Annotated in this window: 24 protein-coding genes; 19 read left to right on the top strand and 5 right to left on the bottom strand. The window is 69.4% G+C overall.

The window, feature by feature from the left end; all coding sequences use genetic code 11:
* The 5 genes from ABIC51_RS10870 to ABIC51_RS10850 form a co-directional block, all read left to right on the top strand.
* Positions 1-1,284: amidohydrolase family protein (locus tag ABIC51_RS10870; protein WP_354006475.1), on the top strand; the 1,284-nt coding region annotated here is incomplete at its 5' end.
* A gap of 1 nt (position 1,285) precedes the next feature.
* Positions 1,286-1,738 (top strand): DoxX family protein, encoded by a 453-nt coding sequence (locus tag ABIC51_RS10865; RefSeq protein ID WP_175854824.1) that lies wholly within the window; start codon positions 1,286-1,288, stop codon positions 1,736-1,738.
* A 25-nt stretch (positions 1,739-1,763) separates the two neighbouring features.
* Positions 1,764-2,678, top strand: coding sequence for a VOC family protein (locus tag ABIC51_RS10860; protein ID WP_059699000.1), 915 nt, complete (start codon positions 1,764-1,766; stop codon positions 2,676-2,678).
* Positions 2,675-3,370: a YoaK family protein gene (locus tag ABIC51_RS10855; protein ID WP_060061189.1), complete on the top strand. Its 696-nt coding sequence runs from the start codon at positions 2,675-2,677 to the stop codon at positions 3,368-3,370. Before ABIC51_RS10860 ends, ABIC51_RS10855 begins: the two co-directional genes overlap by 4 nt.
* Positions 3,371-3,528: 158 nt before the next feature.
* A complete protein-coding gene (locus ABIC51_RS10850; RefSeq protein ID WP_226129856.1) occupies positions 3,529-4,926 on the top strand; it encodes an alginate export family protein in 1,398 nt (465 codons plus the stop codon).
* A gap of 91 nt (positions 4,927-5,017) precedes the next feature.
* Here the strand turns inward: ABIC51_RS10850 and ABIC51_RS10845 are convergent, their stop codons facing one another.
* Positions 5,018-6,604 carry an acid phosphatase gene (locus ABIC51_RS10845; protein ID WP_027787762.1) on the bottom strand — a complete coding sequence of 529 codons (1,587 nt, stop codon included), beginning with the start codon at positions 6,602-6,604 and terminating at the stop codon, positions 5,018-5,020.
* A 224-nt stretch (positions 6,605-6,828) separates the two neighbouring features.
* On the opposite strand from ABIC51_RS10845, the gene ABIC51_RS10840 reads away from it, so the two are divergent.
* The 3 genes from ABIC51_RS10840 to ABIC51_RS10830 all read left to right on the top strand — a co-directional run bounded on the left by ABIC51_RS10840 (position 6,829) and on the right by ABIC51_RS10830 (position 9,187).
* Positions 6,829-8,205: a cytochrome-c peroxidase gene (locus ABIC51_RS10840; RefSeq protein ID WP_175854826.1), complete on the top strand. Its 1,377-nt coding sequence runs from the start codon at positions 6,829-6,831 to the stop codon at positions 8,203-8,205.
* A 113-nt stretch (positions 8,206-8,318) separates the two neighbouring features.
* Entirely contained in the window at positions 8,319-8,705 is a 387-nt protein-coding gene (locus ABIC51_RS10835; protein WP_027787760.1) for a hypothetical protein, read from the top strand.
* Positions 8,706-8,716: 11 nt separating this feature from the next.
* Entirely contained in the window at positions 8,717-9,187 is a 471-nt protein-coding gene (locus ABIC51_RS10830) for an NUDIX domain-containing protein (RefSeq protein ID WP_027787759.1), read from the top strand.
* A 71-nt stretch (positions 9,188-9,258) separates the two neighbouring features.
* On the opposite strand, the gene ABIC51_RS10825 is transcribed toward ABIC51_RS10830, so the two are convergent.
* Together ABIC51_RS10825 and ABIC51_RS10820 are read right to left on the bottom strand one after the other, a co-directional pair.
* Positions 9,259-9,702: a hypothetical protein gene (locus ABIC51_RS10825; protein ID WP_175901736.1), complete on the bottom strand. Its 444-nt coding sequence runs from the start codon at positions 9,700-9,702 to the stop codon at positions 9,259-9,261.
* A 137-nt stretch (positions 9,703-9,839) separates the two neighbouring features.
* A complete protein-coding gene (locus ABIC51_RS10820; protein ID WP_027787758.1) occupies positions 9,840-11,549 on the bottom strand; it encodes a glutamine--tRNA ligase/YqeY domain fusion protein in 1,710 nt (569 codons plus the stop codon).
* Between the two features lie 244 nt (positions 11,550-11,793).
* On the opposite strand from ABIC51_RS10820, the gene ABIC51_RS10815 reads away from it, so the two are divergent.
* Positions 11,794-12,003, top strand: coding sequence for an ornithine acetyltransferase (locus ABIC51_RS10815; protein WP_011351716.1), 210 nt, complete (start codon positions 11,794-11,796; stop codon positions 12,001-12,003).
* A 178-nt stretch (positions 12,004-12,181) separates the two neighbouring features.
* On the top strand, positions 12,182-12,736 hold the full coding sequence (locus ABIC51_RS10810; RefSeq protein ID WP_175901734.1) for an RBBP9/YdeN family alpha/beta hydrolase: 555 nt from the start codon (positions 12,182-12,184) through the stop codon (positions 12,734-12,736).
* 75 nt (positions 12,737-12,811) lie between these two features.
* On the opposite strand, the gene ABIC51_RS10805 is transcribed toward ABIC51_RS10810, so the two are convergent.
* A complete protein-coding gene (locus ABIC51_RS10805; RefSeq protein WP_027787756.1) occupies positions 12,812-14,032 on the bottom strand; it encodes a CaiB/BaiF CoA transferase family protein in 1,221 nt (406 codons plus the stop codon).
* Between the two features lie 249 nt (positions 14,033-14,281).
* On the opposite strand from ABIC51_RS10805, the gene alaS reads away from it, so the two are divergent.
* Positions 14,282-16,906 carry an alanine--tRNA ligase gene (gene alaS / locus ABIC51_RS10800; RefSeq protein ID WP_059687268.1) on the top strand — a complete coding sequence of 875 codons (2,625 nt, stop codon included), beginning with the start codon at positions 14,282-14,284 and terminating at the stop codon, positions 16,904-16,906.
* A 122-nt stretch (positions 16,907-17,028) separates the two neighbouring features.
* On the opposite strand, the gene ABIC51_RS10795 is transcribed toward alaS, so the two are convergent.
* Positions 17,029-17,943 (bottom strand): LysR family transcriptional regulator, encoded by a 915-nt coding sequence (locus ABIC51_RS10795; protein ID WP_027787754.1) that lies wholly within the window; start codon positions 17,941-17,943, stop codon positions 17,029-17,031.
* Between the two features lie 124 nt (positions 17,944-18,067).
* Between ABIC51_RS10795 and ABIC51_RS10790 the strand changes: the two genes are divergently transcribed.
* From ABIC51_RS10790 to ABIC51_RS10755, 8 genes are all read left to right on the top strand, one after another.
* Entirely contained in the window at positions 18,068-19,315 is a 1,248-nt protein-coding gene (locus ABIC51_RS10790) for a YbfB/YjiJ family MFS transporter (RefSeq protein ID WP_175901732.1), read from the top strand.
* A gap of 121 nt (positions 19,316-19,436) precedes the next feature.
* Positions 19,437-19,973 carry an NUDIX domain-containing protein gene (locus ABIC51_RS10785; RefSeq protein WP_027787752.1) on the top strand — a complete coding sequence of 179 codons (537 nt, stop codon included), beginning with the start codon at positions 19,437-19,439 and terminating at the stop codon, positions 19,971-19,973.
* 130 nt (positions 19,974-20,103) lie between these two features.
* On the top strand, positions 20,104-20,541 hold the full coding sequence (locus ABIC51_RS10780) for an acyl-CoA thioesterase (protein WP_027787751.1): 438 nt from the start codon (positions 20,104-20,106) through the stop codon (positions 20,539-20,541).
* Positions 20,542-20,548: 7 nt separating this feature from the next.
* Complete coding sequence (locus ABIC51_RS10775) at positions 20,549-21,484, top strand: branched-chain amino acid ABC transporter permease (protein ID WP_175901730.1); 936 nt, start codon at positions 20,549-20,551, stop codon at positions 21,482-21,484.
* Complete coding sequence (locus ABIC51_RS10770; protein WP_175901728.1) at positions 21,477-22,709, top strand: branched-chain amino acid ABC transporter permease; 1,233 nt, start codon at positions 21,477-21,479, stop codon at positions 22,707-22,709. The genes ABIC51_RS10775 and ABIC51_RS10770 overlap by 8 nt, the downstream gene beginning before the upstream one ends.
* On the top strand, positions 22,706-23,458 hold the full coding sequence (locus ABIC51_RS10765; protein ID WP_060082888.1) for an ABC transporter ATP-binding protein: 753 nt from the start codon (positions 22,706-22,708) through the stop codon (positions 23,456-23,458). Before ABIC51_RS10770 ends, ABIC51_RS10765 begins: the two co-directional genes overlap by 4 nt.
* A complete protein-coding gene (locus ABIC51_RS10760) occupies positions 23,455-24,159 on the top strand; it encodes an ABC transporter ATP-binding protein (RefSeq protein WP_175854836.1) in 705 nt (234 codons plus the stop codon). The genes ABIC51_RS10765 and ABIC51_RS10760 overlap by 4 nt, the downstream gene beginning before the upstream one ends.
* 167 nt (positions 24,160-24,326) lie before the next feature.
* Positions 24,327-25,073, top strand: a complete 747-nt coding sequence (locus ABIC51_RS10755; RefSeq protein WP_021162382.1) for a glucose 1-dehydrogenase — start codon at positions 24,327-24,329, stop codon at positions 25,071-25,073.
* Positions 25,074-25,099 lie beyond the last annotated feature (26 nt).

The raw sequence follows: 25,099 nt of genomic DNA, 5'->3' as shown, positions 1-25,099 counted from the left end.
GCGAAGGGGCCGAAGCTGCCGTTCGAATACCAGTACAACTCGACGCGCCACTTCATGCGCGAACTGAACCGTCTCGGCGTGACCGGCGTGATCGACGCGGGCGGCGGCTCGCAGAACTATCCGGACGACTACGAGGTGATCCGCAAGCTGCACGACGCGGGCGAGATGACGATCCGGATCGCGTACAACCTGTTCACGCAGAAGCCGAACGCCGAGAAGGAAGACTTCGTGAACTGGACGAAGAGCACGAAGTATCACGACGGCACCGACTACTTCCGCAACAACGGCGCGGGCGAAATGCTGGTGTTCTCGGCGGCCGACTTCGAGGACTTCCGCGTCGCGCGTCCGGACCTGCCGGCGCAGATGGAAGACGATCTCGAGGGCGTCGTGCGCGTGCTCGCGCAGAACCGCTGGCCGTGGCGCATGCATGCGACGTACGACGAAACGATCAGCCGCGCGCTCGACGTGTTCGAGAAGGTGAACAAGGACATCCCGCTCGAAGGGCTGAACTGGTTCTTCGATCACGCGGAAACCATCACCGAAAAGTCGATGGATCGTATCGCGGCGCTGGGCGGCGGCATCGCGGTGCAGCACCGGATGGCGTACCAGGGCGAATACTTCGTCGAGCGTTACGGCGCGCAGGCGGCCGAAGCGACGCCGCCGGTCGCGAAGATGCTGTCGAAGGGCCTCAAGGTGTCGGCCGGCACCGACGCGACGCGCGTGGCATCGTACAACCCGTGGGTGTCGCTGTCCTGGCTCGTGACGGGCAAGACGATCGGCGGGCTGCGCATGTATCCGCAGCGCAACCTGCTCGATCGCGAGACCGCGCTGCGCATGTGGACCGAATACGTGACGTGGTTCTCGAACGAAGTCGGCAAGAAAGGGCGGATCGCGGTCGGGCAGCTGGCGGACGTGGTCGTGCCGGATCGCGACTTCTTCGCGTGCGCGGAGGACGACATCGCGGGCACGACCGCGTTGCTGACGGTGGTCGGCGGCCGGATCGTGTGGGGCGCGGGCCCGTTCGCGTCGCATGACGCGCCGATTCCGCCCGCGATGCCGGACTGGTCGCCGGTGCGCGAGTACGGCGGCTACGGCGGCTGGGGCGCGACGCAGCGCAGCGGCGCACCGCTGCAACGCGCGGCGGCGGCCGCCGCGATGTGCGGCTGCGCGAATGCGTGCAACGTGCACCAGCATGCGCACGCGAGCGCGTGGGGCAGCGCATTGCCGACGTCGGACGCGAAGGGCTTCTGGGGCGCGTTCGGCTGTTCCTGCTGGGCGGTCTGACATGGCGACGACAACCGGCCGGTACAGCCCCGCGTGGATTCGTGCGCTGCTCGCGCAGCCATGGATCGGCGGGCTGGTTCGACTTGCACTCGTGTCCGCCTTTCTGATCGGCGGGATCAACAAGGCGATGCACTTCGACGCAGCAATCGCGGAGCAGGCGCATTTCGGTTTGCACCCGCCCGCGTTGTGGGCTGCACTGGCGGTCGTCGTCGAGATCGGCGGCTCGCTGTGCATCGTGTTTCGCCGCTTCACGTGGCTCGGCGCTGGCGGCCTCGGCATGCTGACGCTCGTCGCGATGGCGGTGGCGAACGACTTCTGGAACCAGACGGGCGCCGTGCGTTTCATGGCGCTCAACAGCTTTTTCGAGCATCTCGGGCTGATCGCGGCACTCGTGCTCGCGACGCGGCTCGCCGATGCGACGTATCCGGCCGGCAACGGCCGTGCCACTCGATGACGATCAACAACAAGGACATCCAGTCATGAAATCGATTCGTTCCGCCTTGCTCGCGCTGGCGATCGCCGCCGGCCTCGTCGCGGCGCCGGCCGCGTATGCGAAGCCGCCCGTCCTGCCGGCGGCCACGCCGACGCTCGCCGTCGGGCCGCAATACGACACGACGCACGTGTACGTGGCGCCGGAGGATTTCGATCGCTTCACCGACAGCTTTGTCGCGACGTTCGGCGGCAGCAAGTCGAAGCAGGGCGTGTTCCAGGTCACGCCGACGCCGAGCCAGACGATGTCGCAGCTCGTGTTCACGCCGGCCGGCACGATCTCGGTGTTTGGCTTCAAGACGCCGACTCCCTGGCCGTTCGGCGCGGAGCGCACGGGTTATCTGGTCACCGACATGGATGCGGCGATGAAGGTGGCGCGCGAGCACGGCGCGGAAGTGATCGTCGACACGTTCCCCGATCCGATCGGCCGCGATGCGGTGATCGCGTGGACGGGCGGCGTGAAGATGCAGCTCTACTGGCACACGCAGGCGCCGAAGTACGACGCACTGCAGACGATCCCGGAGAATCGCGTGTACGTGTCGCCGCAGAGCGTGCGCAAGTTCGTGCACGACTTCGTCAAGTTCTCGAACGGCAAGGTGGTGTCCGACGATCTGAAGGCGCCCGGCGTCGAGATCGGCCGCCCGAACGACACCTATCGCCGCATTCGCATCACGTCGGGCTTCGGCAAGATGACGGTGCTCGTGACGGACGGCCACCTGCCTTATCCGTACGGGCACGAGACGACGGGGTACGAGGTGCCCGACCTGGCCGCAACGCTGGAGAAAGCCAGGGCGGCCGGCGTCGACGTGCTCGTGCCGCCGTACACGGCGGACGGGCGCGACGCGGCGCTGGTCCGGTTCCCCGGCGGTTATGTCGCCGAGATCCACGCGGGTGCAGCGCGATGAAGCACGAGGACACGATTCTTGCCGCGGTGGCCGGCTTCGTCGACACGCTGAGCTTCGTCGCGCTGTTCGGGCTGTTCACCGCGCACGTGACCGGCAACTTCGTGCTGATCGGCGCGGGGGCCGCGGGGTTCGGCCAGGGCATCCTGCTGAAGCTGAGCGTGTTCCCCGCGTTCGTGTGCGGTGTCGTCGCGAGCAGCCTGATCGCGCGCGCGTTTTCCGGGCGGCCCGCGTGGCAGGGCACGCGGGCGCTGCATGCGGTCCAGGCCGTGCTGCTGCTCGGCTTCTGCGCGGCTGGCGTGTGGGCGTCGCCCGTCACGCAATCCGACAGCTTGCCGGTGCTGCTGGCCGGCATCGTCGGCACGTTCGCGATGGGCATCCAGAACGCGCATCCGCGCGTGATCGCGCGCGCCGGCGTGCCGAACACGGTGATGACCGGCAACGTCACGCAGGCGATTCTCGACGTCGTCGACCTGCTGTCCGCCGGCACGCCCGACAGCGTGCGCACGGCGGCACGCGCGCGCTTCGCGAAGATGTGGCCGGCGATCGTCGCGTTCGCGCTCGGCGCGATGGCCGGTGCGCTGGGCTTTCGCTATCTCGGGTTCTGGGCGCTGCTGGCTCCGGCCGTCGCGCTCGCGGGACTGGCGGCCTGCGCGGGGATGTCCGCCGGCACCGCCGCGCGGGAGCATGCGTGATCGGGCGGCGCGGCGGGCTGCGCGGCGGCCGCGACCGGCGAGCGGGCCGCGCGGATGCACGCGAGCGTGACCGAACGGCTGCGGCGGGCGGGCAGCTTCGGGCGACGCCGCGAGCCGCTCGCCTCGACCGGCTTGCCCGCGCGTCGCTCGTCGCGGGGCTGCTGCTCGCGGGTACCGATGCGGCTCGAGCGGATGCGGAGACCGCACCGGCCGCCGCCGATGGCGCACCCGCCGCGACCTGCACGGCCAAGCGGCCGACCGTGCTGTTCAACCGCTGGCAGGAGGACTGGTCGGTGCTCGCGAATCCGTGCGTGCCGCGCGCACCGCTCGACGGCTTGAAATATATCCCGCTCGGTAACGATCCGGCTTCCTATCTGTCGCTCGGCGTGAACCTGCGCGAGCGCCTCGAGACCAACGACGCGCCGCTGTTCGGCATCGGCTCCGCGCAATCGGATACGTACCTGATCCAGCGTGTCGAGGTGCATGCCGACGCGCATCTCGGCCAGCACTGGCAGTTCTTCGTGCAGCTGCAGGACGACCGCGCATTCGGCAAGAACACGATCTCGCCGGTCGACAGGAACCCGCTCGATCTCGAGCAGGCGTTCGCGACCTACACGGGCGCGCTCGGCGGCGGGACGTTCAAGTTCCGCGTCGGCCGGCAGGAGATGGCGTTCGACCTGCAGCGCTTCATCGCCGCGCGCGACGGCCCGAACGTGCGGCTGGCGTTCGATGCGGTGTGGGCCGACTACGAGTACCGGAAGTGGCGCTTCATCGCGTATGCGACGCAGCCGGTGCAGAACCGCACCGTGTCCGCGTTCGACGACGTGTCGAACCGCGACCTCACGTTCAGCGGCGTGCGCTTCGAGCGGCAGTCGGTCGGGCCCGGCGACCTGTCGGGCTACTGGTCGCGCTATAACCGCAGCAGCGCGCGCTTTCTCGATGCGAGCGGCGCGGAGCGCCGTGACGTGTGGGACCTGCGTTACACCGGCACGCACGGCCGCTTCGACTGGGATCTCGAAACGATGCTGCAGACGGGCACGGTCGGCAGCAGCACGATCCGCGCGTGGGCGGTCGGCTCGATCGCCGGCTACCGGCTCGACGCGCCGTGGTCGCCGCGCATCGCGCTGCAGGTCGATGCGGCGTCGGGCGACCGGCATCCGCACGACGGCCGGGTCGAGACCTTCAATCCGCTGTTTCCGAACGGCTATTACTTCACGCTCGCCGGCTTCACCGGGTATTCGAACCTGATCCACGTGAAGCCGTCGGTGACGCTGAAGCCGTCGCCGAACCTGTCGCTGCTCGGTGCGCTCGGTTTCCAGTGGCGCGAGACGACCGGCGATGCGGTCTACCAGCAGGGCAATGCGGTGGTGCCGGGCACGGCAGGCAAGGGCGGGTCGTGGACGGGGATGTACGTGCAGCTGCGTGCCGACTGGACGATCGCCGCGAACCTGATCGGTGCGGTCGAGGCCGTGCATTTCCAGGTCGGCGATGCGATCCGCGAGGCAGGCGGGCACAACGCCGACTATGTCGGGGTCGAGCTGAAGTACGGCTGGTGACGCGTGCGCACCGATGAAAAAAGGGCGGCCGGGAGGCCGCCCTTCGTGCGCTCGGGCCGGCGATGACACCGGCCCGCCTGTCGCGATGCCGTTACAGGTTCGGCGACAGTTGCAGCGCGTTCGTCAGGTCGCCCATCGGCTGCCCGCCGTTGGCCTTCAGCGCGTCGTCGCGCTGTTGCAGGCCGGCGAGGCGCGGCAGCGAGAAGCGGCGCGTGATGAAGCGCAGGATCGACGCGGTGTCGTACTGCGTGTGGTCGACGAAACCCTTCTTCGAGAACGGCGACACGATCAGCGCCGGAATGCGCGTGCCCGGGCCCCAGCGGTCGCCCTTCGGCGGCGACACGTGATCCCAGAAGCCGCCGTTTTCGTCGTACGTGACGACCACGACCATGTTCTTCCACTGCGGGCTCGCCTGCAGGTGCGCGAGCACGTTCGCGATGTGCTGGTCGCCGCTCGCGACGTCCGTGTAACCGGGGTGCTCGTTCAGGTTGCCCTGCGGCTTGTAGAACGCGACCTGCGGCAGCGTGCCCGCGTCGATCGCCTTGATGAACTCGCTGCCGTCGGTGCCGCCGTCGAGCAAGTGCTGCGCGCGGCTCGTGCTGCCCGGCGCCTGGTTCGCGTAGTAGTTGAACGGCTGGTGGTGCGGCTGGAAGTTCGGCGCCGTCATGTTCGGGCCGTAGATCACGTTCGCCGTGCCGCTTTGCGCGGCCTGCAGTGCCTGGTTCCACGCACCGCCGTACCACGCCCACGACACGCCCGCGTTGGTCAGCAGGTCGCCGATGTTCTGTTGCGACTGCGGCGGCAGTGTCGTCGCGGCCGACGGGTCGGCGAGGTTCGGATCGCCGCCCGACGCCGCCTTGTTGCCGCTCGGCTGGTACGGCGGCTGCATCGTGTTGATCGCGTAGAAGTCCGGCGTCAGGTTGCCCGAGTTCACGAACTTCGGCGCGCCGTCGAGCGCGGAAGCGGGCGAGTTGCTCGCGAGCTGCAGCGACTTGCCGTCGGCGGCGACGGCCGAGATCGAACCGGCGGCCGGGCTCTTGTCCGCGTTCGCGTAGAACGGCGCGCACGCGCAGATCAGGTACTGGTGGTTCAGGAACGAGCCGCCGAACGCGCCCATGAAGAAATTGTCGGCCAGCGTGAACTGCTGCGCGATCTTCCACAGCGGCAGCTTCGTCGCGTCGGGCGTGTAGTGGCCCATCACGAGGCCGCCCGAGTCGGCCCATGCGGCGAACATGTCGTTCTTGCCGCCGTTGATCTGCATCTGGTTCTCGTAGAAGCGGTGATACAGGTCGCGCGTCGTCACGCTCATCGGCGTATTGAAGCCGTTCGGGTCGTCGATCGCGAACGGCGCGTTCGGCAGGTTCGCCGTCATCGCCTCGGTCACGGCCGGCGTCACGCCCTTCGCGGTCAGGCCGCCCCAGGCCTTCGGCAGCGTCGCGAGCGGCTGGCCGTTGCGGTCCTTCTGCTGCGCGCTGGCCGCGGTCACGTTCTGCAGGCCGTTCGCGCCGGGGAAGTTGCCGTACAGGTTGTCGAAGCTGCGGTTTTCCGCGTAGATCACGACGACGTTCTTGACCGTCGACAGGCCTTGCTGCTGCACGTCGTCGCCGCCGCAGGCGGTGAGGGCGGCAGCCGCGGCAACGGCGATCGGTGTAAAGCGAATCCAGGCGTGGTTTTTCATCCGTTGTACTCTCTATCTCTCTCTTGTCGCGTGGGGAACCGGCGCATTCGTGTACCGCCGGTTCGCGAGGTGACCGTGGCATGTCCGGCTGCACGCATTTTGAGGGTGCGATTTGACAGGCGGGTGTAGGCGTCCTTTCGATTGGCTGTCGACGAGTCGTCATGCAACGGTCATGCGGCTGACATAAACTCCGGCCGCTCCTGAACCTACTTTCCGACGAATCGATGAAGCCTCGCCAACCGACAGCCGGCGCGTTCGCGCGTTCGTGGCTGCATCTCGCCGGCGCATTCGCGCTGGCCGCCACGCTCGTCACCGTTGCCGGCTGTGACGGACAGCCCGGTGCCGGTGCGCCGTCCGCACAGGCCGCGAGCGCGCCGGGCGGCGCGCACCCCGTTGCGTCCGCAACGGTTGCCGCGAGCGGCGCCGTGGTCGCGACGAACCAGCCGCAGACACGGGCACAAGTTTACGAAGGCGTGCGCCGGATGACGGCGCTCGGCAAGCAACTTTTCTTCGACCCTACGCTGTCAGGTTCCGGCAAGCTCGCGTGCGCGTCGTGCCACAGCCCCGATCACGCATTCGGGCCGCCCAATGCGCTGGACGTGCAGTTCGGCGGCGACGACATGAAGCATCCGGGCTTTCGTGCGGTGCCGTCGCTCAAGTACCTGCAGGGCGTGCCGCAGTTCACCGAGCACTTCCACGATTCCGACGACGAAGGCGACGAGAGCGTCGATGCGGGCCCGACGGGCGGCCTCACGTGGGACGGCCGCGTCGACACGGGCGCCGAGCAGGCGCGCATTCCGCTCACGTCGCCGTTCGAGATGAACAGCTCGCCGGCGAAGGTCGCGCAGGCCGTGAAGGCCGCGCCGTACGCGGAGGAGTTCCGCGCGGTGTTCGGCGTGAAGGTGCTCGACGACGACGCGGCCACGTTCAAGGCCGTGCTGCGCGCGCTCGAGACGTTCGAGCAGACGCCCGAGCTGTTCTCGCCGTACACGAGCAAGTACGACGCGTATCTCGCGGGCCATGCGCAGCTCACGCCGGCCGAAATGCGCGGCCTGCAGCTGTTCAACGACGAGAAGAAGGGCAACTGCGCGAGCTGCCACATCAGCCAGCGCGCACTCGACGGCACGCCGCCGCAGTTCAGCGATTTCGGGCTGATCGCGATCGCGGTGCCGCGCAATCGCGCGCTGCCCGTCAATCGCGACCCGCGTTTCCACGACCTCGGCGCGTGCGGCCCCGAGCGTACCGACCTGAAGGGCCGCGACGAATTCTGCGGGTTGTTCCGCACGCCGTCGCTGCGCAACGTCGCGCTGCGCAAGACGTTCTTCCACAACGGCGTCTATCACACGCTCGAGGACGTGATGCGCTTCTACGTCGAGCGCGACATTCATCCGGAGAAGTTCTATCCGGTCGTGCACGGCAAGGTGCAGATCTACGACGACCTGCCGAAACGCTACTGGCCGAACATCAACCGCGAGGCGCCGTTCGACCGCAAGCGCGGCGAGCAGCCGGCGCTGAACGCGGCCGAGATCAGGGACGTGATCGCCTTCCTCGGCACGTTGACTGACGGATATCAGCAAGCGGCCGCGCCGGGCGGCCACTAGAAGGCGGTGCGGACGGCACGCATGCTATCCTCGCTCGCTGACAGGCGCAGTGTGCGTGCCAGTTCGCCGGCATGCGCGGTGCGCCGTTCGATCGAACATCCAAGGAGAACAACATGTCGATGCGTGCATCCCTTTCCGTCGTCACGCGCGTGCTGGCCGGCGCCGCGTGCGCAGCCGCGATGCTGCCCGCCCATGCGCAGAACAACCTGAATTTCCTGAACGACACGCCGCTCAGCTACTTCAGCAAGGCCGACCGCGCGTCGCTCGCGAAGGCCGCCGCGCAGGTGCGCGACGAAGGCAAGGACGGCGAGACCACGGCGTGGCAGAGCAGCGGCCGCGGCACGCAGATCGATGCGAAGCTCACGCCGACCACGACCGAGACGGACGGCAAGACCTGCCGCCAAATCGCCACCGAAATCACCGCGAAGGGCCAGACGATGACGCTCAAGCCCGTCTACTGCAAGACCGACGCGGGCAAGTGGCAGTTGCAGAAGCGCTGAGCACGCGCGTGATGAAGCGGGGCGACGCGCCGCGCACGGTGTCGTGCGGCGTCGTGATCCTCGATGCGGCCGGCCGCGTGTTCCTCGCGCACGCGACGGACACCACGCACTGGGACATCCCGAAGGGGCAGGGCGAGCCGGGCGAATCGCCTGCCGACGCCGCGCTGCGCGAACTGCTCGAGGAAACCGGCATCGCGCTGGCGCCGGCCCGGTTGCTCGATCTCGGCCGCTTTGCGTACCGGCACGACAAGGATCTGCACCTGTTCGCGGTGCAGGTGGCCGAAGGCGAGATCGATCCCGCGCAGTGCACGTGCACGTCGCTGTTTCCGAGCCGCCGCGACGGCTCGATGATTCCCGAGATGGATGCGTATCGCTGGACCGTGCCGGCCGACATCGACGCGTATGCGAGCCGCAGCCTCGCGCGGCTGTTTCGCACGAAGCTGTCGCTGGTGGATCTGCATCGGCGGTTGACGGGCGCGTAACCCCGGCATGCAATAAAAAAACCGGCGCAAGCCGGTTTTTTTCATGGTTCGTCCGATTCACCGCCGGCGAGTCAGGTCAGCCATCGATCGGTGTCGCGATGCTGGTCGAGGCCGATCGCTTCGAATTCGTCGAACGCGTCGCCTCTGGCGACGCCGAGATCGCGAAGCGCTTCGTTGATCGCATGGTCCGACACGACGAGCGGGCCGCTCGCGCGGCCATCCGCGAAGCGCGCATGCGCCTGGGTGCCGCTGCCGCCGAAGAATTCGGCTTCGACATAGGCCAGTGCAGCCTGAGCACTCAACTGTTCACACAGCGACAGAAGTGCCGGCGGCAGCACCGTGTCGTCCCCGTCGGTCAACGGGCAGAACGGGATGTCGTGAGCGTTCCGGAACGCGGTGTCGAGCGGGATCATGTCGATGTCGCCGCGCAGGCGGACGACGCGCAGCCCCCGCGGCAGCGGCGCGGACGCAAATGCGCCGGATCTGGCGACGATGGCCTGCAGCGAATAGGGCATGACGACGGTTCCTGGCGTGGAATTCGGGGCCGGCTGCCCCGGCGAGCGGCCGGTCGGGCTGCGCATCGGCGCAGCCGTTGTCCGAGCATGACGAACGGCTCAGGCGCGGGCGACCGGCGCCGCGCCTGTCCGATCCGTCAGGCCGGCTTGCCCCAGCTGTCGCGCAGCCCGACGATCCGGTTGAACACAGGCTTGCCCGGCTTCGAATCGACACGATCGGCCACGAAGTAGCCGTGACGCTCGAACTGCACGCGCGTTTCCGGTGCGATGTCGCTGTTGCCCGGCTCGACGTACGCCTGGACGATCTTCTTCGAATCCGGATTCAGCGCCTCGAGGAAGTTCGCGCCGCCCGCGTCCGGATGCGGCTCCTTGAACAGGCGGTCGTAGATCCGCACTTCGGCCGGCTGCGCATGCTTCGCGCTGACCCAGTGGATGTTGCCCTTGACCTTGTAGTTGTTCGCGCCTTCGGTGCCCGACTTGCTGTCCGGGAAGTAGTTGCAGTGCACGGCCGTCACGTTGCCGTCGGCGTCCTTGTCGAAGCCCGTGCACTCGATCACGTAGCCGTAGCGCAGGCGCACCTTGTTGCCCGGGAACAGGCGGAAATAGCCCTTCGGCGGGTTTTCGACGAAATCCTCGCGCTCGATCCACAGCTCGCGCGAGATCGGGAACGTGCGCACGCCGCGATCCGGATGGTGCGGATGCACGGGCGCCGTGCACGCTTCCTCGAGGTCTTCCGGGTAGTTGTCGATCACGAGCTTCAGCGGATCGAGCACGGCGACCGTGCGCGCTGCCTTGTCGTCGAGGTCGTCGCGCAGCGCGCCTTCGAAGATGCTCATGTCGATCCACGAATCGATCTTCGTCACACCGATCCGCTCGCAGAACAGGTGGATGCTCTCCGGCGTGAAGCCGCGGCGGCGCACGCCGACGATCGTCGGCATCCGCGGGTCGTCCCAGCCGTCGACGTGGCCTTCGGTGACGAGCTGCAGCAGCTTGCGCTTGCTGGTGATCGCGTACGTGAGGTTCAGCCGCGAGAATTCGATCTGTTGCGGCAGCGGGCGCGTGAACATGCCGGCTTCCGCGAGTTCGTTCAGCACCCAGTCGTACAGCGGGCGGTGATCCTCGAATTCGAGCGTGCACAGCGAATGCGTGATGCCTTCGAGCGCATCCGAGATGCAGTGCGTGTAGTCGTACATCGGGTACACGCACCATGCGTCGCCGGTGCGGTAGTGGTGCGCGTAGCGGATCCGGTAGATCACCGGGTCGCGCATGTTCATGTTCGGCGAAGCCATGTCGATCTTCGCGCGCAGCACGTGCTCGCCTTCCTTGAACTCGCCGGCCTTCATGCGGCGGAACAGGTCGAGGTTTTCTTCCGGCGTGCGGTCGCGGAACGGCGACGGCTTGCCGCCTTCGGTCAGCGAGCCGCGGTTCGCGCGCATTTCTTCCGCGCTCTGGCTGTCGACGTACGCCTTGCCGCGCTGGATCAGCAGCTCGGCGAATTCGTACAGCTTGTCGTAGTAGTCGCTCGCGAAGTACTGGTGATCGACCGCGTCCTTGCGCCAGTCGAAGCCGAGCCAGCGCACCGCGTCGACGATCGAGTCGACGTACTCGACGCTTTCCTTTTCCGGGTTCGTATCGTCGAAGCGCAGGTGGCACACGCCGCCGTAGTCGCGTGCGACGCTGAAGTTCAGGCAGATGCTCTTGGCATGGCCGATGTGCAGGTAGCCGTTCGGCTCGGGCGGGAAGCGTGTTTCGACGCGGCCGCCCCATTTGCCGGTGCGGTTGTCGTCGTCGATGATGTTGCGGATGAAATTGGAAGCCGCGGGGGCGTCGTTGCGTTCGGTGCTCATGCGGATGGCGTCAGGTTGTGTCGGCGCGTCGCGCCGGTTTAATCCCGTGATTCTACCTGACCGGGGTCCGTCCCGCGCGGCAGGCGGCGCGGCAGGCGCGGGTTTCGACGGATTATCTCGATATTGTGTCGGCTGTAACACGACGTAAATCGGATTGCCCGGGCCGTTTGGCGTTGCCTATGATGGCTTCACCGATTCGATACCGCCGTTCGCATAACCGCGCGGCGAGAGGACACCAACAATCATGATGAAGAAGACCACGTTTATCGTTCGTACCGCCGTGATCGTCGCGGCCCTGTCGCAACTCGGCGCGTGCGCCATGACGCATACGCAGCGCAATGCCGGCATCGGCGCGGCCGCGGGCGGCGCGCTCGGTTACCTGGTGACGGGCGGCCCGCTCGGCACGGTCGCCGGCGCCGCGGCGGGCGGTATCGTCGGCGCGAACGTGCGCTGATCGATGACATGACGCGAGCCGCGTGCAACGCGGCTCGTCGTCCGGTCGCGACGCCGTCCCGCACGCGTCCCGGCCCCTTGCACATCCTTCCGGTTTCAGACAGGCAGCATCAGGGAGGAACGGGTGTGCGACACTGCGTCGACGCCATATAACGATTTCACCCGTCGACGCACCTTCCATGAGCTCATTTCCCGTTCTCGTCCTGCCGGGTTACGCCAATTCGGGCCCGCTTCACTGGCAGAGCCGCTGGGAGCGTGCCGATGCACGTTTCTCGCGCGTCGCGATGCCCGACTGGGACCGTGCGTTCCGCAACGGCTGGTGTCTCGCGCTCGATCGCGCGGTCGAAGCCGCGCACGGGCAGGTGCTGATCGCCGGCCACAGTCTCGGCACGCTCACCACCGCGTGGTGGGCGACCCGCTATGCGCGCCCGGCCGCGCTCGCGAAGGTGCGCGGCGCGCTGCTCGTCGCGCTGCCCGACCCGGGCGGCCCCGCGTTTCCGGCCGATGCTCACGGCTTCGGGCCCGTGCCGCTCGAACGGCTGCCGTTTCCGACCTGCGTCGTCGCCAGCAGCGACGATCCGTACGGCTCGCCCGCGTTCGCGCGCGGTTGCGCGAACGCATGGGGCAGCGCTTTCCACGATATCGGCCCGCGTGGCCACATCAATGCGGACAGCGGGCTCGGCGACTGGCCCGAGGCGCGCGGCTGGCTCGACGCGCTCGCCCGCCGCGGCTGACTGCGTGCGGCGGGGCGGCTGCGGCCGCCGCCTGCCCGCCGGCGCCCGCGCCGGGCGCCGTGCCCGGATCGCCTCTCAGATCGCCTGTTTCGCGCGCAGCCGGGCGATCTTCGCGTCGTCGTAGCCGAGCATGTCGCGCAGCACGTCGTCGGTCTGTGCGCCGAGCAGCGGCGGGGCGGTACGCGCGTCGGGCGGCGTCACGCTCATCCGGATCGGGTTGCGCACGAGCTTCGCGTCCGCGCCGCTCGGATGCGGCAGCGACACCTGCATCCCGCGCGCGACGACCTGCTCGTTGTCGAACACCTCGTCGAGATCGTTGATCGGCCCGCACGGCACGCCGGCCGCTTCGAGCGCGTCGATCCAGTCGGCCTTGCCGCGCGCCTTCACCATGTCCGCGAGGATCGGCACCAGCGTGTCGCGGTGGCGCACGCGCGACGGATTCGTCGCGAAGCGCTCGTCGTCGGCCAGCTCGGGCCGGCCGCCCGCCTCGACGAACTTGCGGAACTGCCCGTCGTTGCCGACCGCGACGATGATCCACCCGTCGCTCGTCTGGAACGTCTGGTACGGGACGATGTTCGGATGCGCGTTGCCCCAGCGCACCGGCGGCTTGCCGCTCGCGAGGAAGTTGGTGTTCATGTTCGCGAGCAGCGCGACCTGCACGTCGAGCAGCGCCATGTCGATGTACTGGCCTTCGCCCGTCCGGTCGCGGTGGGTGAGGGCGGCGAGCACCGCGATCGTCGAGTAGAGGCCGGTCGCGAGGTCGGCGATCGCGACGCCGGCCTTCTGCGGGCCGCCGCCCGGCTCGCCGTCGCGCTCGCCGGTGATGCTCATGAAGCCGCCGATCCCCTGGACGATGAAGTCGTAGCCGGCACGATGCGCGTACGGGCCCGTCTGGCCGAAGCCGGTGACCGAGCAGTAGACGAGGTCGGGCTTCACCGCGCGCAGCGATTCGTAATCGAGCCCGTATTTCTTCAACTGGCCGACCTTGTAGTTCTCGAGCACGACGTCGCTTTGCGCGGCGAGTTCGCGCACGATCTGCTGGCCCTCGGGTGTGGCGATGTCGACCGTCACCGAGCGCTTGTTGCGGTTCGCCGCCAGGTAGTACGCGGCCTCGGCGGTATCCGCGCCGTCCGCGTCCTTCAGGTACGGCGGCCCCCAGTGGCGCGTGTCGTCGCCGGCGCCCGGGCGCTCGACCTTGATCACGTCCGCGCCGAAATCGGCAAGCGTCTGCGCGCACCACGGGCCCGCGAGCACGCGGGTGAGGTCCAGCACGCGGATATGGCTCAGGGCACCCATCGTCGAATCGTCTCCTTTCATGGCTGGCCTTGGCGGGCAAGGCGAATTGGCATGCCGAGCATCTTAAGGCGAATCGGCCATCCGGGTGGCCCAGCCGGGCCGTCCGGATGGCCGAGCCGCTTTGCCGGCGCTTTGCCCGGAAGCCGGCCCCGATCCCGTATAATCGACCGTTTCCGAATCCATGCCGCCGCGCGCCGCCCAAGGGCGCCGGCGTTTGAAGCCGTCTTTGCCAGACTGTCCCCGCACGCCATGAAAGCTGCCGAAATCCGCGAGAAATTTCTCAAATTCTTCGAATCGAAGGGCCACACGATCGTCCGCTCGTCGAGCCTCGTGCCCGGTAACGACCCCACGCTGATGTTCACGAACTCGGGCATGGTCCAGTTCAAGGACGTGTTCCTCGGCACGGACCCGCGTCCGTACTCGCGCGCCACGACGGCGCAGCGCAGCGTGCGCGCGGGCGGCAAGCACAACGACCTCGAGAACGTCGGCTACACGGCGCGCCACCACACGTTCTTCGAGATGCTCGGCAACTTCTCGTTCGGCGACTACTTCAAGCACGACGCGATCAAGTTCGCGTGGGAACTGCTGACCACGGTCTACCAGCTGCCGAAGGACAAGCTGTGGGTCACCGTGTACCAGGAAGACGACGAAGCCTACGACATCTGGGCGAAGGAAGTCGGCGTGCCGACCGAGCGCATCATCCGCATCGGCGACAACAAGGGCGCGCGCTACGCGTCGGACAACTTCTGGACGATGGGCGACACCGGCCCGTGCGGCCCGTGTACCGAAATCTTCTACGACCACGGCCCGGACGTGTGGGGTGGCCCGCCGGGGTCGCCTGAAGAAGACGGCGACCGCTACATCGAGATCTGGAACCTCGTGTTCATGCAGTTCAACCGCGACGCGCAGGGCAACATGACGCGCCTGCCGAAGCAGTCGGTCGACACCGGCATGGGCCTCGAGCGTCTCGCCGCGGTGCTGCAGCACGTGCACAGCAACTACGAGATCGACCTGTTCCAGAACCTGATCAAGGCCGCCGCGCGCGTGACCGAGATCAGCGACCTCACGAACAACTCGCTGAAGGTGATCGCCGATCACATCCGCGCATGCTCGTTCCTGATCGTCGACGGCGTGATCCCCGGCAACGAAGGCCGCGGCTACGTGCTGCGCCGGATCGTGCGCCGCGCGATCCGCCACGGCTACAAGCTCGGCCGCAAGGGCGCGTTCTTCCACAAGCTGGTGGCCGACCTCGTCGCCGAGATGGGCGTCGCGTATCCGGAGCTGAAGGAAGCCGAGCAGCGCGTGACCGACGTGCTGCGCCAGGAAGAAGAGCGCTTCTTCGAGACGATCGAGCACGGCATGTCGATCCTCGAGGCCGCGCTGGCCGACGTCGAGGCAAAGGGCGGCAAGGTGCTCGACGGCGAGCTCGCATTCAAGCTGCACGACACCTACGGCTTCCCGCTCGACCTCACGGCCGACGTGTGCCGCGAGCGCGGGATGACGGTCGACGAGCCGGCATTCGACGACGCGATGGCGCGCCAGCGCGAGCAGGCGCGCGCGGCCGGCAAGTTCAAGGCCACGCAGGGCCTCGAATACACGGGCGCGAAGACCACGTTCCACGGGTACGAGGAAATCGCGTTCGACGACGCGAAGGTCGTCGCGCTGTACGTCGACGGTTCGTCGGTCAACGAAGTGAAGACCGGCCAGGACGCGGTCGTCGTGCTCGACCACACGCCGTTCTATGCGGAATCGGGCGGCCAGGTCGGCGACCAGGGCGTGCTCGCGAACGCCGCGACGCGCTTCGCGGTGGCCGATACGCTGAAGGTGCAGGCCGACGTGATCGGCCACCACGGCACGCTGGAGCAGGGCACGCTGAAGGTCGGCGACGTGCTGCGCGCGGAGATCGACGCGCACCGTCGTGCACGCACGCAGCGCAACCACTCGGCCACCCACCTGATGCACAAGGCGCTGCGCGAAGTGCTCGGCGCGCACGTGCAGCAGAAGGGTTCGCTGGTCGACGCGGAAAAGACCCGTTTCGACTTCGCGCACAACGCGCCGATGACCGACGACGAAATCCGTCGCGTCGAGCAGATCGTCAACAACGAAATCCTGGCCAACGCGCCGGGCATCGTGCGCGTGATGCCGTACGACGAAGCCGTGAAGGGCGGCGCGATGGCGCTGTTCGGCGAGAAGTACGGCGACGAAGTGCGCGTGCTCGACCTCGGCTTCTCGCGCGAACTGTGCGGCGGCACGCACGTGAGCCGCAGCGGCGACATCGGCTTCTTCAAGATCGTCGTCGAAGGCGGCGTCGCGGCCGGCATTCGCCGCGTCGAGGCGATCACCGGCGACAACGCGCTGCGCTACGTGCAGGAGCTCGACGCGCGTGTGAACGAAGCGGCAGCGGCGCTGAAGGCGCAGCCGTCGGAACTCACGCAGCGTATCGCGCAGGTGCAGGACCAGGTGAAGTCGCTCGAGAAGGAGCTGGGCGCGCTGAAGTCGAAGCTCGCGTCGAGCCAGGGCGACGAGCTCGCGCAGCAGGCCGTCGAAATCGGCGGCGTGTACGTGCTGGCGGCGACGCTCGACGGCGCGGACGCGAAGACGCTGCGCGAAACGGTCGACAAGCTGAAGGACAAGCTGAAGAGCGCGGCGATCGTGCTGGCGGCCGTCGAAGGCGGCAAGGTCAGCCTGATCGCCGGCGTCACGCCGGATGCGAGCAAGAAGGTCAAGGCCGGCGAGCTCGTGAACTTCGTCGCGCAGCAGGTCGGCGGCAAGGGCGGTGGCCGCCCGGACATGGCGCAGGCAGGCGGCACCGAGCCGGCGAACCTGCCCGGCGCGCTGGCGGGCGTGAAGGGCTGGGTCGAAGAGCGGCTCTGATCGCCACGACCGATGCGATGCCGTCTCGTTGAAGGCGGCGTCTCTCGACATGAAAAACGGCCCGACCGGTTGATACCGGTCGGGCCGTTTTTTTGTGCGCGGCGGAAGCGGGGGCCGGCGGTTCAGACCGGCACGGCCACCGGCGGCTTCGCCGCGCCATCCGGCTGCCGTGCGGCTTCGGTGAGCGCATCGCGCAACGCGGCCAACGCCGCCGACGCATAACCCTGCCGCCACGCGAGCAGCGTGTCGATGCCCTCCAGCTCGGGGATCACGTGCGCGGCGATGTTGCCGGTCTCGGGCTGCAGGTCGAGCACCGAGCGCGGCGCGACCGCGACGCCGGCACCTGCCGCGACACACGCGACGATCGCGTGATACGAGCCGAGTTCGAGCACGCGCGCCGGCTTGACGCCGTGCGCCGCGTACCACTGTTCGACGTACTTGCGATACGTGCAGCCGCGCTCGAATGCGATCAGCGTCGGCAGGATCACGTCGCGCGGCGTGCGCACCGGCGGATGGCCGCGCGGCGTGAGCAGCACCAGATCCTCGCGGAAGACCGGCACGGTCTCGAATGTGTCGGGCAGCGTGTCGGGTGCCGGCGGGCGCGCGAACAGCGCGGCGTCGATCTCGAAGTCGCGCACGCGCTCGATCAGCCAGCCCGTCGTGCCCGTCACCAGTTCGAGCGACACGTCGGGCCACGCGTGGTGATAGCGCGCGAGCACGGTCGGCAGCCGGCTCGCGGCCGTGCTCTCCATCGTGCCGAGCCGCAGCCGCCCGCGCGGCGTGTCCTCGCGCACCGCGTCGCGCGCCTCGTCGGCGAGCGCGAGCAGGCGCTCCGCATACGGCAGCAGCGTGTGCCCGGCCGGCGTCAGCACGAGCCGGCGGCCGTCGCGCACGAACAGCGCCGCGCCGAGTTCCTCCTCGAGCTGCTTGATGCGCGTCGTGACGTTCGACTGCACGCGATTGAGCTTGGCCGCCGCGCGCGTCACGCCGTTCTCGCGCACCACGGCCCGGAATATCGCCAGCGCCGCCAGATCCATGATTCTCTCCGAGCGATGAATGGATTCTCAATTATTCATTTTTCGAGAACGTTTGGTCAAGCTACGATGGAAACGTTCCGATTTCCGATCCGGCCGGCGCGTTCCGCGCGCGGCCCATGCCGCCATGTCCCGTTCCGATGCCCCGAGCGCCGCCGCCGGCGTACACCTGCCCGATGATGCCGACGCCGACCGCCGCGCCCGCGCGGCCGCGCTCGCCTGCATGATCGGGCTCGCGGTCGCGCTCGGCGTCGGCCGCTTCGCGTTCACGCCGCTGTTGCCGCTGATGCTCGCCGACGGCTCGATCAGTCTGAAGGCCGGCAGTTGGCTCGCGTCGGCGAACTACGCGGGCTATTTCGTCGGTGCGGTCAGCTGCGCGGCGGTGCGCGCCGCGCCCGCACGGATGGTGCGCATCGGGCTTGCCGCCACCGTGCTGCTGACCGCCGCGATGGGCGTCGGCCACCTGTTGCCGGCGTGGCTCGTGGTGCGCTTCGTCGCGGGCGTCGTCAGCGCGTGGACGTTCGTGTTCGTGTCGCAATGGGGGCTGCGGCGGCTGGCCGAACTGCACGCGCCCGAGTGGAGCGGGGTGATCTACGCGGGGCCCGGCGTGGGCATCGTGGTGACGGGGCTGATCGGCAGCGCGCTGGCCGGCCAGCGCGCGGCGCCCGGCTGGCTCGGTTTCGCGGCGCTGTCGGCCGTGCTGTCGATCGCGATCTGGCGCACGTTCGGCAGTGCGCCGGTGTCGGCAGCCGTGCCGACGGCCGAGCCTGCCCGGCATGCGGCGACGGTCGCGGCACCGGACGACGCGCGGCGCCGTCGGGCCGACGCCGCGTGGCTCGTCGTGCTGTACGGGATGCCGGGCTTCGGCTACATCATCACCGCGACGTTCCTGCCGGTGATCGCGCGCGCCGCGCTGCCGGCCGGCTCGCCGTGGCCCGACCTGTTCTGGCCGATGTTCGGCGCGGCGCTGATCGTCGGCGCGATCGCCGCTTCGCGATTGCCCGGCCACTGGGACAACCGGCTGCTGCTCGCCGCCGGCTGCGCGACTCAGGCGCTCGGGATCGCGGCGGGGATCGTGTGGCCGAACGCGGCCGGCTTCTCGGTCGGCAGCGCGCTGCTCGGCCTGCCGTTCACCGCGATCACGCTGTTCGCGATGCGCGAGGCGCGGCGGCTCCACGGAGAACGCGCGGCCGGGCTGATGGGTTATGCGACCGCGTCGTACGGGGTCGGGCAGATCCTGGGGCCGCTCGTCGCGGCGCCGCTGGTTGCGCGCTTCGGGTCGTTTTCTCCCGCGCTGTGGGTCGCGGTGGCCGCGCTGCTGCTGGGCGCCGCCGGCTTCGCGGCGACCGCCGCACGAGGGCGCTTGCAACCCTGATGTCGGCGGGGCCGGATCGTCTGCGGCACAGGCAAACTCGCTAGAATGAAGCCTTTCCCGCGCCGAGCGGGTGCGCGGGCAGCCGGCTGGCGGCCGTCCGGCGCCCGCCAGATCCCCATCGATGACCACCGCCGACTACCGCTTCTGCCCGCGCTGCGCGAGCCCGCTCACCGAGCGCGCCGATCCCGACCATGAAGGCGGCCGCGTCCGCCAGGCCTGTCCCGACGACGCATGCGGCTACGTGCACTGGAACAACCCGCTGCCGGTGGTGGCCGCGATCGTCGAGCTCGACGGCAAGATCCTGCTCGCGCGCAACGCGGCCTGGCCCGAAGGCATGTTCGCGCTGATCACCGGCTTCCTCGAGAACGGCGAGACGCCCGAGGACGGCATCGCGCGCGAGGTGTTCGAGGAAACGGCCCTGAAGGCCGAGCACGTGTCGCTCGTCGGCGTCTACGAATTCATCCGCAAGAACGAACTGATCATCGCGTACCACGTGCGCGCGTCGGGCACGGTCGCGCTGTCGCCGGAACTGCTCGAATACAAGCTCGTCGATCCGCCGCTGCTGCGCCCGTGGCGCGCCGGCACGGGTGTCGCGCTCGCCGACTGGATGCGTGCGCGCGGCCTCGATTTCGAATTCGTCGACCGGCCGGGCCAGTGACGGGCCGGCCAGTCGGGTTGCCGCCGCCGTGCCGCGAGCGATCGCGGCGCCCGGCTTCTTGCCGGTGCGCCGTGTCATGCGGCCGCCGCACTTCGTCCTCAGCGCTTTCCTCGTCCTGACCGCCATCGCCATGTCCGACAAGCCGCAACCGCGTCCGCGCGACGCCTATCGCCACTTCCTGCCGATCACGACCCGCTGGATGGACAACGACGTCTACGGGCACGTGAACAACGTCGTCTACTACAGCTACTTCGACACGGTCGTGAACGAATACCTGATCCGCGCCGGCGTGCTCGACGTCGAGCACGGGCAGACGATCGGCCTCGTGGTCGAGACGCAGTGCAACTACTTCGCGCCGCTGGTGTTTCCGCAGTCGGTCGACGCGGGCTTGCGGGTCGTGAAACTCGGCACGTCGAGCGTGCGCTACGAGGTCGGGCTGTTCGCGCAGGGCGACGCGTCGCCCGCCGCACAGGGGCATTTCGTGCACGTGTACGTCGATCGCGGCACGCGCCGCCCGGTGCCGCTGCCCGACGCGCTGCGCGCCGCGCTCGAGCCGCTCGCGGCCTGACTTCGCGGTGCACGCATTCGCGCTCCAGGCCTTCAACGGCCTCAGCTACGGCTTGCTGCTGTTCATGCTGTCGGCCGGCCTCACGCTGATCTTCAGCGTGCAGGGCGTGCTCAACTTCGCACATGCGAGCTTCTACATGCTCGGCGCATATGTCGGCTACAGCATCGCGGCCCGCGCGGGCTTCTGGCCCGCGCTGGTCCTCGCGCCGCTCGCGGTCGGGCTGCTCGGCGCCGGCTGCGAATGCACGCTGCTGCGCCGGGTCCAGGCGCGCGGCCATACGAGCGAACTGCTGCTGACCTTCGGGCTCGCGTACCTGATCGGCGAGGGCGCGAAACTCGTGTGGGGCCTGGCGCCGCTGCCGGCCCCCGTGCCGGCGCTGTTCGACGGCGCGCCCGCGACCGTCTTCGGCCTCGCGCTGCCGCGCTACCGGCTGTTCGTGATGGGAATGTCCGCGGCGATGCTCGTCGCGCTCGGCGCGTTGTTGCGCACGTCGCGCATCGGGCTCGTGGTGCGCGCGGCACTCACGCACCGGGCGGCCGTCGAGGCGCTCGGCTACGACGTGCCGCGCGTGATGACGGCACTGTTCGGTGCAGGCACCGCGCTGGCCGCGCTGGCCGGCGTGATCGGCGCGCCGCTCGCGGTGATCGAACCCGCGCTGGCCGAAACCGTCGGTTCGGTCGTGTTCGCGGTCGTCGTGATCGGCGGGCTCGGTTCGCTCGGCGGCGCGTTCGCGGCGTCGCTCGCCGTCGGTTGCGCGCAGACCTTCGCGGCCGCGAGCGATACGTCGCTGCGCGACCTCGCGTCATGGGCCGGCATCGCGCTGCCCGACAGCGTGGCCACAGTATCGATCGCGCAGCTCGCGCCGCTGGTGCCGTACCTGCTGCTGGTCGCGGTGCTGGTCGCGCGGCCGCGCGGGCTGTTCGGCGAGCGCGCCGATGCGTAGCCGCACGCTCGCCGCGGGCCTGGCGCGCGGGGCGCTGTTCGCCGCGTGCGTCGCGCTGCCCGCGTGGCTGTGGCCGCATGGCGCGGTGCTCGGCTATCTCGCGCAGACGGCCGCGCTGGTCGTGCTCGCGCTGTCGTACAACCTGCAGCTCGGCACGACCGGGCTGCTGTCGTTCGGCCACGCGGCGTTCGCGGGCCTCGGCGCGTTCGCGGCCGCGCACTGGTTCAACCACTTCGGCGGCCCGCTGCCGCTGTTGCCGCTCGTCGGCGGCATGGCCGGTGCCGGTTTCGGCTTCGCGGCCGGGCTGCTCGCGACACGCCGTTCCGGCACCGCGTTCGCGATGATCACGCTCGGGCTCGGCGAATGCGTCGCGGCCGCCGCCTGGAGCGTGCCCGCGTGGTTCGGCGGAATCGGCGGCGTGCCGATCGACCGCGCGAGCGGCACGCCGTGGGGCGGCTGGCATTTCGGCGCACCGCTGCAGGCGTATGCGGTCATCGCAGCGTGGTGCATCGCGTCGGCGTGGGCCATGCACGCGCTGACGCGCATGCCGCTCGCGCGGCTCGCGAACGCGGTGCGCGACAATCCCGCGCGCGTCGCCGCGCTCGGCACCGATCCGCGCCGCGTGCGGCTCGCGATGGTCACCTGCGCGTCGTTCTTCGCGGGTGTCGCGGGCACGCTGACGCTGATCGACGTCGAAATCGCGACGCCCGACAGCGTGTCGATGGCGCGTTCGGCGACCGTGCTGATCGCCGCGGTGATCGGCGGCACCGGTACGTTCTTCGGGCCGGCGGCCGGTGCCGCCGTGCTGACCCTGCTGAGCATCGTCGTCGCGGGCGTGTCGCGCGCGTGGGCGCTGTATCTCGGCGTGCTGTTCGTCGCGATCGTCGTGGCCGCGCCGCGCGGGATCGCCGGGATCGTGCAGGCGCTCGCGCAAGCATCGCGGCGCGGCGCGCCGGCGGCCGAGCGGTGGCGCATGCTGTGCGCGGTCGCCGCGTGCGTGTTCTGGGGCGTCGCGATCGTCTGCGCGGCGGAGCTCGGTTATGCGTGGCGCTTCGCGCAGGACGACGGCGCAGGCTTCGCGTTCGGCGCCTGGCGCATCGACGCCGATACGCCGGCCGGCTGGGCCGTCGCGTGTTCGGCGGCCGGCATCGGTGCGTTGCTGTGGGGCTGGCGCGCGCGCTTCGCGCCGGGCGGGCAGGCGGGCAAGCGGGAGGACGTGCGATGAACGGCAACGCGATCGCGCTGCACGGCGTCGTGCAGCGCTTCGGCGCGCAGACGGTGCTCGACGGCGTCGAGCTGAGCATCGCGGCCGGCGAGCGTCATGCGCTGATCGGGCCGAACGGCGCGGGCAAGTCGACGCTGTTCGGCGTGATCGCCGGTGCGACGCGGCCCACGCGCGGGCGCGTGGTGCTGCATGGCGTGGAGCTGCGCGGGCGCGGGCCGGTCGTCGCGAGCCGGCTCGGCATCGGCCGCAGTTTCCAGCAGACGAGCGCGTTCGCGCGGCTGTCCGTGTTCGACAACCTGCGTTGTGCGGCGCTGCATGCGCCCGCCGAACGGCGGCGCTGGTGGAACCGGCTGCGCGAATCGGCGTCGGTCGATCTCGCGGCCGGGCGCGTGCTGCACGACATCGGCCTCGACGCGCACCGCGACACGCCGGCCGCCGAGCTGGGCTATGCGGAACAGCGCGCGCTCGATCTCGGGATCGCGCTCGCGAGCGGGGCGCGCACGCTGCTGCTCGACGAGCCGACGGCCGGCATGAGCCGCGCGCAGGCGGCGCGGATGATCGCGCTGATCCGTGCGACGACGCAGGGGCGAACGGTCCTGCTGATCGAGCACGACATGGACACGGTGTTCGGGTTCGCCGAGCGCATCACGGTGCTCGTGCGCGGCACGGTGGTCGCGACCGGCGCACCCGATGCGATCCGCGCCGATCCGGCCGTGCGGGCCGCCTACCTGGGCGAGGGCGGCCTGTGAGCGCGCTGCTCGACATCCGCGGCCTGCGCGCGGGGTACGGCCCGCAACCCGTGCTCGACGGCGTCGATCTTGCGCTTGCACCGGGCGAGACGCTCGCGCTGCTCGGCCGCAACGGCTCGGGGCGCTCGACGCTCGCGAAGGCCGTGATGGGGCTCGTGCGCACGGCCGGCTCGGTGCGCATCGACGGCGCCGAATGCGTGGGCGCGCGCACGTTCGAGATCGCGCGGCGCGGTGTCGCTTACGTTGCCGAAAGCCGCGACGTGTTCCCGCTGCTGACGGTGCGCGACAACCTGCGGCTCGGGCTGCGCGGCGCCCGCGGTGCGGCCGAACGCGCGGCGCTCGAACGGCTGTTCGACCGCTTTCCGCTGCTGTCCGCGCGCGCGGACGTGAAAGCCGGGCGGCTGTCGGGCGGCGAACAGCAGGTGCTCGCGCTGGTGCGTGCGCTGGCCGGCCGCCCGCGCGTGCTGATCGTCGACGAACCGGCCGAAGGCCTCGCGCCGCTCGCGGTCGACGAAGTCGGCGCGTGCCTGGCCGCGCTGCAGGCCGACGGCGTCGCGATCCTGCTGATCGAGCAGCGGCTGCAGTTCGCGCCGCGGCTCGCGCGGCGCGTCGCGGTGATGGGGCGCGGACGGATCGTCTACGACGGCGCGCTCGACGGCCTGGGCGGCGAGGTCGCGAACGCCTGGCTCAGCGCCGGCTGACGGCGCGCGAGCGATTGTTCGGCAAACTCCGCCAGTCAATTCGTGTCGAGCCGCTTTATCGCTGCGGTGCCGCACCGTACATTGCCATGCATGCCGGTCGCCGCATCGACACACTGCGCGGCAACCGGCGCCATCCATCGAAGGTCTTTTGACTGAGGAATGAAATCATGAGCAAGCTGGCAGGCAAGGTCGCGATCGTCACGGGCGGATCGAAGGGCATCGGCGCGGCAATCGCGAAGGCACTGGCCGCCGAAGGCGCGTCGGTCGTCGTCAACTATGCGAGCAGCAAGGCGGGTGCCGACGCGGTCGTCGGCGCGATCGTCGAAGCGGGCGGCCGCGCGGTCGCGGTGGGCGGCGACGTGTCGAAGGCAGCCGACGCGCAGCGCATCGTCGATACGGCGATCGACACGTACGGCCGTCTCGACGTGCTCGTCAACAATTCCGGCGTGTACGAATTCGCGCCGATCGAGGCGATCACCGAAGAGCACTATCGCCGGCAGTTCGACACGAACGTGTTCGGCGTGCTGCTGACGACGCAGGCCGCCGTCAAGCATCTCGGCGAAGGCGCGAGCATCATCAACATCAGCTCGGTGGTGACCAGCATCACGCCGCCCGCCAGCGCCGTCTACAGCGGCACCAAGGGCGCGGTCGACGCGATCACCGGCGTGCTCGCGCTCGAGCTCGGCCCGCGCAAGATTCGCGTGAACGCGATCAACCCGGGGATGATCGTGACCGAGGGCACGCACAGCGCGGGCATCATCGGTTCGGATCTCGACAAGCAGGTGCGCAGCGAGACGCCGCTCGGCCGCCTCGGCGAGCCGGACGACATCGCGTCGGTGGCCGTGTTCCTCGCGTCGGACGATGCACGCTGGATGACCGGCGAGCATCTCGTCGTGAGCGGCGGGTTGAACTGATCGGGCGGGGCGGTGCCTCGGCGCGC

Source organism: Burkholderia sp. 572 (genome assembly GCF_040545135.1).
Taxonomy (GTDB): Bacteria; Pseudomonadota; Gammaproteobacteria; order Burkholderiales; family Burkholderiaceae; genus Burkholderia; species Burkholderia cepacia.
The sequence above is the reverse complement of the archived record's forward strand: the minus strand, read 5'-3'. Positions and strand labels throughout refer to the sequence as shown.